12 protein-coding genes are annotated in these 13236 nt (G+C 67.8%); 4 read left to right on the plus strand and 8 right to left on the minus strand.

What is annotated here, in order from left to right:
* The first annotated feature begins 79 nt into the window (after positions 1–79).
* Positions 80–1501, plus strand: a complete 1422-nt coding sequence (locus AC3IFE_RS08665; protein ID WP_489190243.1) for a cytochrome-c peroxidase — start codon at positions 80–82, stop codon at positions 1499–1501.
* Positions 1502–1526: 25 nt separating this feature from the next.
* On the opposite strand, the gene AC3IFE_RS08670 is transcribed toward AC3IFE_RS08665, so the two are convergent.
* From AC3IFE_RS08670 to AC3IFE_RS08690, 5 genes are all read right to left on the minus strand, one after another.
* Positions 1527–2267: a class I SAM-dependent methyltransferase gene (locus AC3IFE_RS08670; RefSeq protein WP_489190244.1), complete on the minus strand. Its 741-nt coding sequence runs from the start codon at positions 2265–2267 to the stop codon at positions 1527–1529.
* Positions 2268–2345: 78 nt separating this feature from the next.
* Complete coding sequence (locus AC3IFE_RS08675) at positions 2346–3641, minus strand: NAD(P)/FAD-dependent oxidoreductase (protein ID WP_489190245.1); 1296 nt, start codon at positions 3639–3641, stop codon at positions 2346–2348.
* Complete coding sequence (locus tag AC3IFE_RS08680; protein WP_489190247.1) at positions 3638–4393, minus strand: amino acid ABC transporter ATP-binding protein; 756 nt, start codon at positions 4391–4393, stop codon at positions 3638–3640. The genes AC3IFE_RS08675 and AC3IFE_RS08680 overlap by 4 nt, the downstream gene beginning before the upstream one ends.
* Positions 4390–5046 carry an amino acid ABC transporter permease gene (locus AC3IFE_RS08685; protein ID WP_489190248.1) on the minus strand — a complete coding sequence of 219 codons (657 nt, stop codon included), beginning with the start codon at positions 5044–5046 and terminating at the stop codon, positions 4390–4392. The genes AC3IFE_RS08680 and AC3IFE_RS08685 overlap by 4 nt, the downstream gene beginning before the upstream one ends.
* Before the next feature lie 88 nt (positions 5047–5134).
* Positions 5135–5911, minus strand: a complete 777-nt coding sequence (locus AC3IFE_RS08690) for an ABC transporter substrate-binding protein (RefSeq protein ID WP_089469746.1) — start codon at positions 5909–5911, stop codon at positions 5135–5137.
* A gap of 159 nt (positions 5912–6070) precedes the next feature.
* On the opposite strand from AC3IFE_RS08690, the gene AC3IFE_RS08695 reads away from it, so the two are divergent.
* Positions 6071–6862 (plus strand): IclR family transcriptional regulator, encoded by a 792-nt coding sequence (locus AC3IFE_RS08695; protein ID WP_089469745.1) that lies wholly within the window; start codon positions 6071–6073, stop codon positions 6860–6862.
* 338 nt (positions 6863–7200) lie between these two features.
* Here AC3IFE_RS08695 and AC3IFE_RS08700 read toward each other — a convergent pair whose 3' ends face one another.
* Both AC3IFE_RS08700 and codA read right to left on the minus strand, forming a co-directional pair.
* The gene (locus AC3IFE_RS08700; RefSeq protein WP_489190250.1) at positions 7201–8535 is read right to left on the minus strand and encodes a chloride channel protein; all 1335 of its coding nucleotides are present in this window, start codon (positions 8533–8535) and stop codon (positions 7201–7203) included.
* A 167-nt stretch (positions 8536–8702) separates the two neighbouring features.
* Positions 8703–9944, minus strand: coding sequence for a cytosine deaminase (gene codA / locus AC3IFE_RS08705; protein ID WP_489190251.1), 1242 nt, complete (start codon positions 9942–9944; stop codon positions 8703–8705).
* Positions 9945–10281: 337 nt separating this feature from the next.
* On the opposite strand from codA, the gene AC3IFE_RS08710 reads away from it, so the two are divergent.
* Entirely contained in the window at positions 10282–11424 is a 1143-nt protein-coding gene (locus tag AC3IFE_RS08710; protein WP_489190252.1) for a porin, read from the plus strand.
* A gap of 213 nt (positions 11425–11637) precedes the next feature.
* On the plus strand, positions 11638–11940 hold the full coding sequence (locus AC3IFE_RS08715) for a DUF4148 domain-containing protein (protein ID WP_089469742.1): 303 nt from the start codon (positions 11638–11640) through the stop codon (positions 11938–11940).
* Positions 11941–12100: 160 nt separating this feature from the next.
* On the opposite strand, the gene AC3IFE_RS08720 is transcribed toward AC3IFE_RS08715, so the two are convergent.
* The gene (locus AC3IFE_RS08720) at positions 12101–13048 is read right to left on the minus strand and encodes a LysR family transcriptional regulator (RefSeq protein WP_089469741.1); all 948 of its coding nucleotides are present in this window, start codon (positions 13046–13048) and stop codon (positions 12101–12103) included.
* Positions 13049–13236: the final 188 nt, after the last annotated feature.

Genomic DNA, 13236 nt, shown 5'->3' on the forward strand with positions numbered 1-13236 from the left:
GCATGGCCGGCGCGTCACGCGCCGGCCGTTTCCATTTCAACGCGTCGCTTCGTGCGGCGCCCGATTTTCGAACGACAGCATGACAGCTCGCTCCGCGTTTCCGTCTCCCGATGCCGCCGGCACGCCCGCGCCGCGCGCCCTTTCCCGCCTGCCGCGCCGCGCGGCGTTCGTGCTCGGCGCGGCCGTGCTCGGCTATGCCGCGTTCGCGATCGCGTTTCCCGCGCGGGTGCCGGCGGCGATCGGCACCGTGGTCGCCGACTGGACCGGCGCGAACCCGCATCCGGTCGTGCTGCAGCGGCCCGCCGCGCAGCCGCTGTCCGCGGTCGCGCAGCTCGGCCGCGCGCTGTTCAACGATCCGTCGCTGTCGGCGTCGGGCAAGCAGTCGTGCGCGTCGTGCCACAGCCCCGATCATGCGTACGGCCCGCCGAATGGGCTCGACGTGCAGCCGGGCGGCCTCGCGATGACGCAGCAGGGCTATCGTCCGCCGCCGTCGCTGATGTACCTGTACCGCCAGCCGAACTTCAGCATCGGCCCCGATGCCGGCGAAAACGATGCCGCGCCGAGCGTCGCGCAGCAGGCCACGGCGGCGGCCGGCGTCGTCAAGGCGCAGAAGGTGGCGGGCACGGCGGCCGCGCCGCAGCTCGTGCCGCAGGGCGGGATGTTCTGGGACGGCCGCGCCGATACGCTGCAGCAGCAGGCGTTCGGCCCGCTGCTGAATCCGGTCGAGATGGCGAATGCGAGCGTCGACGAGGTCGCCCGCAAGCTTGCGCAGTCGTCGCATCGCGCGCAGATCGAGCAGTTGTTCGGGCCGCGCGTGTTTTCCACCCCGCAGCTCGCGGTGTCGGAGGCGATGTTCGCGATCGCGCGGTATCAGGTCGAGGATCCGTCGTTCCATCCGTACGACAGCAAGTACGACCGCTGGCTCGAAGGCCGCGCGCGCCTCACGCAGGCCGAGTTGCGCGGGCTGCGCCTGTTCAACGATCCGGACAAGGCGAATTGCGCGGGTTGCCACCTGTCGAAACCCGGCAAGGACGGGCTGCCGCCGATGTTTACCGATTACCAGTACGAGGCGCTCGGCGCGCCGCGCAACCGGGCGCTGGCGCAGAACCGCAACCCGGCGTTCTACGATCTCGGCGTGTGTGGGCCGTTCCGCGACGACCTGAAGGACCAGACGCAGTATTGCGGGATGTTCCTGACGCCGACGCTGCGCAATTCGGCGACGCGCCACGTGTTCTTCCACAACGGCGTGTTCCATACGCTCGATCAGGTGATGGCGTTCTACAACGAGCGCAGCATTTCGCCGCAGAAGTTCTATTCGCGCGGCGCGGACGGCAAGGTCGACGAATACGACGACATTCCGCCGAAATATCGCGCGAACGTCGACGTGACCGACGCGCCGTTCGATCGCAAGCCGGGCGACAAACCCGCGATGACGGCGCAGGACATCAAGGATATCGAGGCGTTTCTCGGCACGCTGACGGACGCCCCGGCGCAGCACTGAGCCGCCGGCCGGGCGCCGCGACGGGTCAGCAGCGCGCGCGGATGCACAGGAAGGCCGGCGCCAGCGACAGCTCCGCATGGAGCCGTTCGGATACGGCCTTCATCTCCGGCAGCGGCGTCGGTTCGACGAAGCGGTCGAGCCGCCAGCCGCCGTCGGCCACCGCGTTCAGGATGTCGGCGAGCGGCCGCCGCCACGCTTCGACGTAGGGCCGCGGTTCGCCGAACCCCGACCAGTGGAAACCGAAGCGTGACGTGTCGAAGTACGTGCCGTCGCCGCGCGTGCGTTCGTCCATCCAGTCGCGCATCGGATGCGCCATCGAGAACACGAGCGTCCCTCCGGGGCGTGCGACGCGCCGAAATTCACGCAGCGTCGGCGCGAGGTCGCGCACGTAGTCGAGCGCGAGCGAGCACAGCACCTTGTCGACCGATGCGTCGGGCAGCCACGCGAGCGGCGCTTCGAGGTCGCCTTCCGTGACGTCGACCGCCAGCCCCGCGCAACGGGTTCGCGCGAGCGCAACCATCTCCGGCGTCACGTCGAACGCACGCACGGTCGCGCCGTGACCGGCGAGATGCGCGCTGCAGATGCCGGGCCCGCAGCCGGCGTCGAGCACCGTCAGGCCGTCGACGTCGCCGAGCAGCGCCATCGTGGCCGGTCGCTCGTAGAGCGCGTTGTGCGCCTTCGTCGGCGCGATGTCCGCATAGCGTTGCGCGAAGCTCGCGTACGCGCAGCGGCCGGGTGATGCGTTCGGTTCGGTCGGTTCGTTCATGCGGTATCCGTCGGTCGAAACGGGGCAGACCGATTCTGCCCGATCGGATAACGGATGGCGACTGCCGTCACGCCTGCGTCAGGACAGACTGTCGAGCAAGCGATACCACGCGACGCCGGCCGCGATATAGAAGCGCTGCAGCCCGTGCAACGGGATCGGCCGGATCGGCGTGACCCGAAACGGCAGCGGCAGTTGCGCATCGCCCGACAAATGGGCGGCCAGATGCTTGCCGAGCGTCGTCGCCATCGCGATGCCGCGGCCGTTGTAGCCGAGCGCGATCGTCACGCCCGGCGCGGGCTCATGCACGTGCGGCAGAAAATCCGCGGTGATCGCCACGCGCCCCGCCCAGCGGTATTCGAACCGAACACCCTTCAGTTGCGGATACAACAGCGTCGTCGCGCGTTCGAGGTGGCGCCAGTCGCTCGGCGCGCGCGGGTCGGCAAACGGGCCGCGGCCGCCCATCAGCAAGCGCCCGGCCGCGTCACGGCGGAAGTACAGCAGCAGGCGCCGCGCATCCGATGCGACCTCGCCGCCGGCGAGGATGTCGCGACCGAGCGCCGGCGCGAGCGGTTCCGTCGCGACGATGAAGCTGTTCGCGGCGATCACCGACTGGCGCAAGCCGGGCCATAGCCCGTCGGTGTAGCCGTTGGTCGCGATCACGACGCGCTCGGCCGACAACGTCGCGCCGCCGGACGTCGCGATCCGCCAGCGGCCGTCGGCACGTGTCAACCCGACGGCGCGGGTCGAGCCGTGCACGACCGCCCCACTCGCCTGCGCGGCGCGCACCAGGCCGCGCGTATAGCTGAGCGGCTGCACGCTGCCCGCGCGGCGATCGATCCAGCCGCCCGCATACGCAGGCGTGCCGAGCCGCCGCGCGACGTCGTCGCGGCTCAGCACGTCGACCGGCGCGCCGCGCGCGGCCCACTGCTGCGCACGGCGCGCGACCGTGTCGAGCATCGCGGCGGTCGGCGCCGGCTGGATCCAGCCGGCGCGACGCGCATCGCAGTCGATTCCGTGCCGCGCGATCAGGTCGAACACGGTATCGGCCGCGCCGCCGACGATGCCGGCAAGCCGCTCGCCAGTCTCGTCGCCGAACCGGCGGACCAGTTCGTCCGGATCGTATTTCAGCCCTGGAATCACTTGCCCGCCGTTACGGCCCGATGCGCCCCAGCCCGGCTGCGCGCCGTCGATCACGCGGACGTTGGCGCCGCGTTCGGCCAGATGAAGTGCCGTCGACAAGCCCGTGAAGCCGGCGCCGACGATCGCCACGTCGCACGATACGGACGCATCGAGCGCGGGCGTATCCGGGGCCGGTGCGGCGGTCGCCGCCCACAGCGAATCCGGCCATCCGGGTGCCGCGTTCGTTGCGCTCATGTTCGATCCGGGTGATCGGCGCCGTCCGACGCCAGCAGACGACGCAGGAATTCCTGCGTGCGGGGATGGGCCGGCTGGGTCAGCACGTCGCGCGCAGGCCCGCTTTCGCAGATTGTGCCGTCGTGCAGGAAGCACACGCGGTCGGCCACCTCGCGCGCGAATGCCATTTCGTGCGTGACGACCACCATGGTCATCCCGTCGCGGGCGAGCCCGCGCATCACGCCGAGCACTTCGCCGACGAGCTCGGGATCGAGCGCCGACGTCGGCTCGTCGAACAGGATCGCCTGCGGCGCCATCGCGAGTGCGCGTGCGATCGCGACGCGCTGCTGCTGCCCGCCCGACAACTCCGACGGATACGCATTCATCCGGTGCGAAAGCCCGACCTTGTCGAGCAGCGCGCGGGCCTGCTCGCGCGCTTGGGCCACCGGCACGCGCCGAACGTGCACCGGCCCTTCCATCACGTTCTCGAGCGCCGTGCGGTGCGCAAACAGGTTGAAGCGCTGGAATACCATGCCGACCCGCATCCGCAGTTCGTGGATCCGCTTCGAATGCGCGTCGACCTTCACGCCGTCGATCGTGATCGACCCTTCGTCGTAGGTCTCGAAGCCGTTGATACAGCGCAGCACGGTCGACTTGCCGGACCCGGACGGCCCGATCAGGCACACGACCTCCCCCTGCCGCACGTCGAGGCTCACGCCCTTCAGCACCGCGTGCTGCTGAAACCGCTTGTGTATCGAATCGATCCGGATCATGCGCCTCTCCTCAGTGCGAGCCGCTTGCCGAGCCGGTTCACGCCGAACATCAGCGGCAGGCCGAGCGCGAGATACAGCAGCGCGACGAGCGTGTAGACGCTCATGTTCTGGAACGTCGACGATGCGATCAACTGGCCGGCGCGCGTGATCTCGGCGACCGTGATCGTCGACGCAACCGACGAATCCTTCAGCAGCATCACCAGCGTGTTGCCGTACGGCGGCAGCGCGATGCGAAACGCCTGCGGCAACACCACGCGCCGCATGATCATCGGGCCGCGCATGCCGATCGCGTGCGCGGCTTCGATCTGGCCGTGGTCGATCGCCTCGATGCCCGCGCGGAAGTTCTCGGCCTGATACGCCGAGTACGCGATGCCGAGGCCCAGCACGCCGGCCTGGAACGCCGACAGTTGCACGCCGAGATCGGGCAGCACGAAGTACATGTAGAACAGCTGCACGATGATCGGCAGCCCGCGGATCACGTTGATGATCGAGCTGCCGGCCGTCGAGACGGCACGATGGCGCGACACCTTCAGCAGCGCGAGGATCAGCCCGAGCACCGAGCTGAGCACGAATGCGCATGCGGTGATCTCGATCGTGACCACCGCGCCCTTCAGCAGGATCGGCAGGAAATCGATCGCGTTCTGAAAAAACATGAGGTCTCCTATGCGACGACCGGACGGCGCGCCGCGATGGATGCCCGCGACGCGCGGGCGATGCGGGTCGGGAGTCGAGCGACGACGCTCAGCTCATGTGCCACTTCTGCAAGATCTGCTGCAGCGTGCCGTCGGTCTTCATCTTGCGGATCGCGCCGTTGAGCTGTTCGAGCGTCGCTGTATCGCCCTTGCGCACGATGAAACACACCTGCCCCTTCACGACGCTCTGGTATTCGGGCACGAGCCGCACCTGGCGATTGACGCCGTGCTCGATCTGGTACGCGACGATCGGCTGGTCGGCGAAGCCGGCCTTGATGCGTCCGAGCGCGACGTCGCGCATGATGTCCGCGATCGAATCGTAGGTCCGGACTTCCTTGAAGATGCCCTTCTTGTTGAGCGCGTCGACGAACGCCGTGCCGACCTGCGCGCCGACCACCTGGCCCTTGAAATCGTCCATCGACGTATAGCGGCCCGGGTCGTCGGCCTTCACGATCAGGCCTTCACCGAACGAATAGACGGTGTCGGAGAAATCGACGACCTGCTGGCGCGCCGGCGTCTTCAGCATCGCGGCCGAGATGATGTCGATCTTCTGCGTGGTGAGCGACGGGATCAGCGCCGAGAACACGGTCTGCTGCACGTCGACGCGAAACCCGGCCGACTTCCCGGCCGCGGTGATCGCATCGACCATCATCCCCTGGATCGAATTGCTCTTGACGTCGAGAAACGTGAACGGCACGCCGGTGGCCGTCGCGCCGACCTTCAGCGTGGGCTCGGCCGCAACGGCACCCGCCGATGCCGTGGAGAGTGCGATACAGGTGGCGAAACCGGCGGCCAGTGCGCCGAACCGCTTGATGAACGGAACCATGGTGACTCCTCCTCGAATAATCCGGGCGCCGGCCGGTCGCTGATCGACGCTGCGACGATGACTTGATCTTAAAACGAATCAAAAATATCGCAAATAGATTTTTGCGTATCGATATTCGATACGATATGATGTGATATCGAATTGATCCCACCCCTCGCCATGGACACGTCGCCCGACCAAGCAAACGATCTGCTGTTCAACCAGTCGCTGGAAAAAGGGCTGAACGTGCTGCGCGCGTTCAGCGCGAAGCGGCGCACGATGACGCTGGCGGAAGTGGCCGACGCGGCGGGGATGACGAAAAGCTCCGCGCAGCGGATGGTCTATACGCTCGAGAAGCTCGGCTACATCCGCAAGCATCCGGTCACGCGGCGCTACCAGCTCACGCCGCACGTGATGCGGATCGGCTTCAACTATCTCGCGGCCGATACGTTGATCGACGTCGCGAATCCGTTCCTGTCCGAGCTCACGAACCTGACCGGCGAAACCACCAATCTCACCGAGCCGGACGAGGATGAAATGGTGTACGTCGCGCGTTTCGTGTCGACGAAGTTCGTGCCGATCCACATGCCGATCGGCAGCCGCATCCCGATGTACTGCACCGGCTCCGGCCGCGCGTTCCTGAGCGCGTTGCCGCCGGAAGAAGCACGTATGCGGCTCGACGGCATGGCGCGCACGCCGCATACGCCGCGCACGGTCACCGCGCTCGACGATCTCGTCGCGTTGCTCGACGGCGCGCGGCGCGAAGGCTACGCGACCAACCAGGAAGAACTGTTCATCGGCGACATGTCGATCGCGGCGCCCGTGCTCGGCAGCCAGGGGCAGCCGGTCGCGGCCGTGCACGTGGTCGCGCCGACGAGCCGCTGGACGTTCGACGACGCGCGTCGCAAGCTCGCGCCGGCGGTAATCGACTGCGCGCGCGGGATCAGCAATTCGATCCGGACGCTTGAGTAGCGTCGATGAAATGGCATGCGGCGCGCCGTTGCATTGAAGTTTTGGAGGCAAGTTCGTGAGCCGGCCTCGGGCGAGGTTTGTACGACGCCTTCGCCACGGCCATCGTCGGTTGAAACGCGATGCACACCAACGCGGCAGCGATCCGGACTCCCCTCATGACAGGCTCCAGAAATTTGCGCGATCGGTACGATGGTTTTGCCAGCCAATCCACTCCGAGACGGAATTGAGGCGTCAGCGTTGCATGCTCTTCCCGTACCCGCGCAACGCCCCCAGATACGCCACGTCGTGGATGAATCGCGGCGATCGTCGATGCGTATTCGAGTCCTGGGGTAAGCCCGCTAGCGGGCAACCGCCTCCGGCGTGCTGACGGCGGCGATCGCTGTCGCTCGCCGCTCCGCCAGCTTCTGCGCAAGCCGGTACGCGACAAGCGAGCCCGCCACGGCCAGCAGCATGGGCACGAGGCTGTCGTGATTCGCACGCGTGAATTCGAGCATCAATACGACGGCCGTGATCGGCATCTGCATCGACGCGGCAAGAAACGCGGTCGCGCCGATCAGTGCGCATCCGCCGAGCGATGCGCCCGGCCACACCGCGCTCCACAGTCCGCCGAGCACGACCCCGAGCAACGCGCCGTTCGCGAGACCCGGCGTCAGCAGCCCGCCTTCCGCGCCGGCCCGCAGGCTGCCGGCCTCGATCAGCACCTTCAGCACGAGCAACGTCGCGGCGAAACCGATCGTCAGCGTGCCGTCGAAACCGAGCGACGCCGGGCCCTTGCCGTTGCCGAGCAGTTGCGGAAACCCCATCGCAAGCACGCCGATCACCGCGAAATTGAGCAGCGCGAACACCGGCAGCCGCCAGTCCTTCGGCGCGTTCGCCCGCGCGCGGCTCGTGAGCCGGACGAAACCGTACGCGGCGAAGCCGAACAGCGGCCCGCAGACGATCGACCATGCGACGAGCGGCGTGCTCAGCACGAACGCCGGCACCGTGTACTGATGCTCGTTGCCGAGGCCGATCCATGCGACGACCGCCGCGATCGCGGACGTGACGACCGCCACGATCAGCGCCCGCAATTCGAACGTGCCGAGCAGCACCTCGAGCACGAAGATCGCACCGCCGAGCGGCACGTTGTAGACGGCCGCGAGCCCCGCGCCGGCGCCGCACGCGACCATCAGCCGGCAGTCGTCGGGCGTGAGTCGCGCCGCGTGGGCAAACCGCCCGGCGAGCAGCGAACCGATCTCGCGCGGCGCGACTTCGCGACCGAGCGGCGAGCCGAGCGCGACGGTGACGATCTGCAACAGCGCATGAACCGTCGTGCTGACGAACGGCATCCGAGGATCGGCAGCACGCACCGCTCGACGGATGCTGACGAGCGGCCGGCCATACCGGTAAAGCGCCCACCAGCCGCCGCCGGCGACGATCCCGCAGCCGGCCAGCACCGCCAACCGGCGCAACGGCTCGGCCGCGGTCACGCCAGTGAGGAAGCTCTCAGGCCCGATCACGTGCGCGAGGCTGTAGCCGTACGCGAGGTGCTGGATCGCATGCAGCAGCAGCGCGAGCAGCATGCCGCCGAGGCCCGCGCCGAGGCCGGTCAGGACAGTGACGGCGGCCATGCGCGCGAACGGACTGGCGGTCGGCGAAGCAGCAACGGGGGCGGACGGAAGATCGAGGCGCATGGGGTCGGCGAACGAAGAGGGAAAAGGACGGTGCGCAAAGGGGCACGCCGTCGTCAGGACCGAATCGTAGGCCCCGGCCTCTCATGAGACAAACGTATTTTTCGAATCGACTGATGTATTTTACGAATACTTGACGCCCAGCGGGCCACGACGGCCCGCCTTCCGCATCAATCCGGATACGTAATGCGCTCCGGTTCACGCCGCATGATGACTTCCCCGTGTCGCACCGACAGCGTGGCCTTCGCCTGCCGGCGCACGGCTTCGTAGTCGCTGTCCGCGTCGAGCACGACCAGATTGGCCGGCCGCCCGACCGCGATGCCGTAGCCATCGCCGAGATGCATCGTCGTCGCGCTGTGGTCGGTCACGAAGTCGAGGCAGCGCTGCAAATCCTGGTAACCCATCATGTGGCAGATGTGAAGGCCCGCGTCGAGCACGCGCAGGATGTTGCCGTTGCCGAGCGGATACCACGGGTCCTTGATCGAATCCTGCCCGAAGCACACGTTGATCCCGGCACGGTCGAGTTCCGCGACGCGCGTGACGCCGCGCCGCTTCGGAAACGTGTCGAAGCGTCCTTGCAGATGGATGCTCTCGGTCGGGCACGAGATGAAGTTCAGCCCCGCCCGCTTCAGCAGCCGGAACAGCTTCGAGCAGTACGCGTTGTCGTACGAACCCATCGCGGTCGTGTGGCTCGCGGTGACGCGCGCCCCCATGCCGCGCACGCGCGCTTCTTCCGCGAGCACTTCGAGAAAGCGCGAATGCGGATCGTCGGTCTCGTCGCAGTGCACGTCGACGAGGCAGCCCGTGCGTTCCGCGAGATCCATCAGGAAGCGGATCGAGCTGACGCCCTGCTCCCGCGTGTTCTCGAAATGCGGGATCCCGCCGACGACGTCCGCGCCGAGTTCGATCGCCTGCTCCATCAGCGCGCGGCCGCCGTCGAACGATTCGATGCCCTCCTGCGGGAACGCGACGATCTGCAGGTCGATCAGCCCGCGCGCCTCGTCCTTCACTTCCAGCATCGCCTTCAGCGCGGCGAGCGTCGGATCGGTCACGTCGACGTGCGTGCGCACGTGCTGGATCCCGTGGTCGCGCAACATGCCGATCGCCGCATGCGCACGCGCCTTCGTGTCCTCGTGCGTGATCGTCGCCTTGCGCTCGGCCCAGCGCTCGATGCCCTCGAACAGCGTGCCGCTCATGTTCCACGCGGGTTCGCCGGCCGTCAGCACCGCATCGAGGTGGATATGCGGTTCGACGAGCGGCGCGATCGCGAGCCGGCCGCCGCCGTCGATATGGTCGGGGTTCGTCGACGCGACCGGTGCGATTTGCGCATCGATCCGCGCGATCTTGCCGGCATCGATGCCGATCGTGAACAGGCCGTCGCGGCCGCGCAGGCGTACGTTGAACAGGTTCATGGGGTGGCCTCTTGTCGTATGCGTTGACACGGTCGCGCGATCTGCATCGGCGGCCGTGCGGTCCGGGCGACCAGTATGGAGGAAAAGCGGCGATGCGCGCACGTACCGCGCATGTTGCATCGACACGACAGCCGGGCCGCGCCGGACGGAAGCCGCGGGCCGGCCGTCGCGCAGGAACCGCCGGCCGGCGCGGGCGCATCGCGTCGTGTCGGTTTTGTGAACGACTCTTGCAGGATCCGGAACAGTGCGCTCGCGGCCGCTTGGCCCGTGCGCGCGACGCGCATTCCTATACTTGCGCCGAACTTTGGTTTCCCGTCCCACACGCAGGAGCTTGATGATGCAAAAAACCCTGATCGCCGGCGCGTGCGCCGCCGCCCTGTTCGCGCCGCTCGCCCACGCGCAGAGCTCGGTCACGCTGTACGGCCTGATCGACGCCGGCATCGCCTATACCAACAACGTGAACGGCGCGTCGCAGTGGCGCATGGCGACCGGCACGATCAACGGCAGCCGCTTCGGCCTGCGCGGCACCGAGGATCTCGGCGGCGGCCTGAAGGCGCTGTTCGTGCTCGAGAACGGCTTCAACGCGAACAACGGCGGGCTCGGCCAGGACGGCAAGCTGTTCGGCCGTCACGCGTATGTCGGCCTGAGCCAGGCCGGCTACGGCACGCTGACGCTCGGCCGGCAGTACGACACGATGGTCGACTTCGTCGCGCCGCTGTCCGCGACGTCCGGCGATTTCGGCGATGCAGGCTTCGCGCATCCGTTCGACAACGACAACCTGAACCACTCGCTGCGCATCAACAACGCGGTCAAGTACACGAGCGACACGATCGCGGGCTTCAAGGTCGGCGCGCTGTACGCGTTCTCCAACTCGGCGAACTTCAGCGCGAACCGCGCGTACAGCATGGCCGCGAGCTACACGAACGGCCCGCTGAAGCTGGCCGGCGCCTACCTGCAGATGAACGGCACGAAGGGCTCGACGAGCGCGAGCCCCGGCGCGACCGATTCGGCCGAAGCGAAGAGCCTGAACCAGGGCGGCTGGTCGATCGGCTCGGACCGCATGCGCACCTACGGCGGCGGCGTCAGCTACGTGTTCGGCCCGGCGACCGTCGGCTTCGTCTACACGCGTTCGCAGTACGACAACACGGGCGCGTTCGGCTCCAGCGGCCAGATCGCGTTCAACAACTACGACCTGAACGTGCGCTATGCGGTGACGCCGGCCATCAGCGTCGGCGCGGCCTATGTGTACACGGACGCCAGCGTGTCGAATCCCGACAGCAAGCACGGCACCGACCCGAAATGGCATCAGGCGAACCTGCAGGCCGTGTACAAGCTGTCGCGCCGCACCGACCTGTACGCGGAAGCGATGTTCCAGCATGCGTCGGGCCGCGGCTACCAGGCGTTCATCAATACGTCGGGCGGCGCATCGAGCACCGCGAACCAGGTGGTCGGCACGATCGGCATGCGCACGCGGTTCTGACGGACTTCGCGCGACGTCGTCCGTATGCACGGGCGCCGTGCACACACGGGTCCGGCGGCCGCGGACGACGACGCCAATGTTGTTCCTTCTGGAACGCAGCCCTCCTGGAATCGGGGTGTTTGCACGCGGACTCGCTACGTAGACTGACGTCGAAGGTCGGCGCCGCGCACCGCGTGTCGATCCGGCCACCCACCCCTTATTCAGGAGAACCTCGTGAAATCGCTCGTCGTTACCGCCGCCGCTGCCGTCCTGCTTGCCGCACCGGCCCTGTCGTTCGCCCAGCAGGCGAAGTCGCCCGTCACGCGCGCGCAGGTGCTGCAGGAGCTGATCGATCTCGAATCGGTCGGCTACAACCCGGCGCGCGGGGAAGTCGGCAACTATCCGGACGACGTCCTCGCGGCGCAGGAACGACTGCAGGCGAAGCGTCTTGCCGAGCGGAAAGCGGCGCGGGCCGCGTACGGCCCGGCCGGCGAGCCGGCAACCGAATCGGGCGCGGCGGCCAAGCCCGCGCTGTGACGACGCGCGTCGCTCGCATCAAGCGTGCATGGCGAGCGACGTGGTTTGGGCATGGTCATGAAATGAAGCAACCCGCCGCGCGCCGACGCGCGCGCGGGGTCCAGGCGGCCTGCGTTCAGGCGGCCTGCGCTCAGGCGGCCTGCGCTCAGGCGGCCTGCGCTCAGGCGGCCTGCGGTTCGCGGCCGATCGCGTTCAGCATCTCGACGTCGCGCGCGATCATCGTCGGCACCTGCGCACGCAGCATCTCGACCCAGGTCCGCACCTTCGCATCGACGAAGCGGCGCGACGGGTACAGCGCATACACGTTCATCTTCTGCAGGATATGCGCGGGCAGCACGCGGACGAGCGTGCCGTCGCGCAGCGCGTCGATCGCCGAATACAGCGGCAGCATGCCGATCCCGATGCCGTCGCGGATCGCGAGCGCGAGCGATTCGGCGGTGTTGGTCTGCACCGGCCCGGCGACGTGGATCTGCTCGACGCCTTCGGGCCCTTCGAGCACCCATTCATGCGTCGGAAACGCCGGCGTACACAGCGTCAGGCACGCATGCGCGGCGAGATCCTGCGGGCGGGCCGGCACGCCGTGCCGTTTCACGTAGTCGGGCGATGCACACAGAATGCTGAACGTCGAGCCGAGCAGATGCGACACGAGTTCCGAATCGGGCAGCGACGACGCGGTGACGACGGCCGTGTCGCTCGTGCCGTCGAACAGGTCGGGCATGCGCTGCGACAGCGACAGCTCGATCGACACGTCCGGGAATTGCGCGTGATAGCGCGTCAGCGTGGGCAAGACATAGTGATGACCGACGCTCGCGAAGCTGTGCATGCGCAGCACGCCGGCCGGGCGCTCGTGCGCGCAACTCGCCTCTTCTTCCGCGCGGTCGACGTCGGCGAGGATCTGGCGGCAGCGCCGCAGATAGCTTTCTCCGGCCGACGTGAGCGCGAGACGCCGCGTCGAGCGATTCATCAGACGGGTGCGCAAGCGCGCCTCGAGCTCCGACACCGCGCGCGACATCGCGCCCGTCGTCGAATTCAGCGATTGCGCGGCGGCGGTGAAGCTGCCCGTCTCGACGACGCGCGAAAACACCCGCATGTTTTGTAGGGTATCCATTCCTGTGAGCGACCTGTAGCGGAGCCGCCATTTTCCTCCACCGGATGCGACAGATTGTTACTCCGGCTGCAACTATCGTTTCCCCGCAACTGCGTTAATGCGCGGGCGCCGCACTCCTACAATCGGCGCCTCACCAGTCGAACGGACCCGTTCGGACCCGCCGCGGCAGCTCGCGCGGTCGGCCTTGG

Source organism: Burkholderia sp. APQ4-4ca (genome assembly GCF_057837105.1).

What these genes read in the sequence shown, in the direction of transcription:
- AC3IFE_RS08665 (WP_489190243.1), top strand. Translation starts at nt 80, where the DNA reads ATGACAGCTCGCTCCGCGTTTCCGTCTCCCGATGCCGCCGGCACGCCC.
- AC3IFE_RS08670 (WP_489190244.1), bottom strand. Translation starts at nt 2,267, where the DNA reads ATGAACGAACCGACCGAACCGAACGCATCACCCGGCCGCTGCGCGTAC.
- AC3IFE_RS08675 (WP_489190245.1), bottom strand. Translation starts at nt 3,641, where the DNA reads ATGAGCGCAACGAACGCGGCACCCGGATGGCCGGATTCGCTGTGGGCG.
- AC3IFE_RS08680 (WP_489190247.1), bottom strand. Translation starts at nt 4,393, where the DNA reads ATGATCCGGATCGATTCGATACACAAGCGGTTTCAGCAGCACGCGGTG.
- AC3IFE_RS08685 (WP_489190248.1), bottom strand. Translation starts at nt 5,046, where the DNA reads ATGTTTTTTCAGAACGCGATCGATTTCCTGCCGATCCTGCTGAAGGGC.
- AC3IFE_RS08690 (WP_089469746.1), bottom strand. Translation starts at nt 5,911, where the DNA reads ATGGTTCCGTTCATCAAGCGGTTCGGCGCACTGGCCGCCGGTTTCGCC.
- AC3IFE_RS08695 (WP_089469745.1), top strand. Translation starts at nt 6,071, where the DNA reads ATGGACACGTCGCCCGACCAAGCAAACGATCTGCTGTTCAACCAGTCG.
- AC3IFE_RS08700 (WP_489190250.1), bottom strand. Translation starts at nt 8,535, where the DNA reads ATGCGCCTCGATCTTCCGTCCGCCCCCGTTGCTGCTTCGCCGACCGCC.
- codA (WP_489190251.1), bottom strand. Translation starts at nt 9,944, where the DNA reads ATGAACCTGTTCAACGTACGCCTGCGCGGCCGCGACGGCCTGTTCACG.
- AC3IFE_RS08710 (WP_489190252.1), top strand. Translation starts at nt 10,282, where the DNA reads ATGCAAAAAACCCTGATCGCCGGCGCGTGCGCCGCCGCCCTGTTCGCG.
- AC3IFE_RS08720 (WP_089469741.1), bottom strand. Translation starts at nt 13,048, where the DNA reads ATGGATACCCTACAAAACATGCGGGTGTTTTCGCGCGTCGTCGAGACG.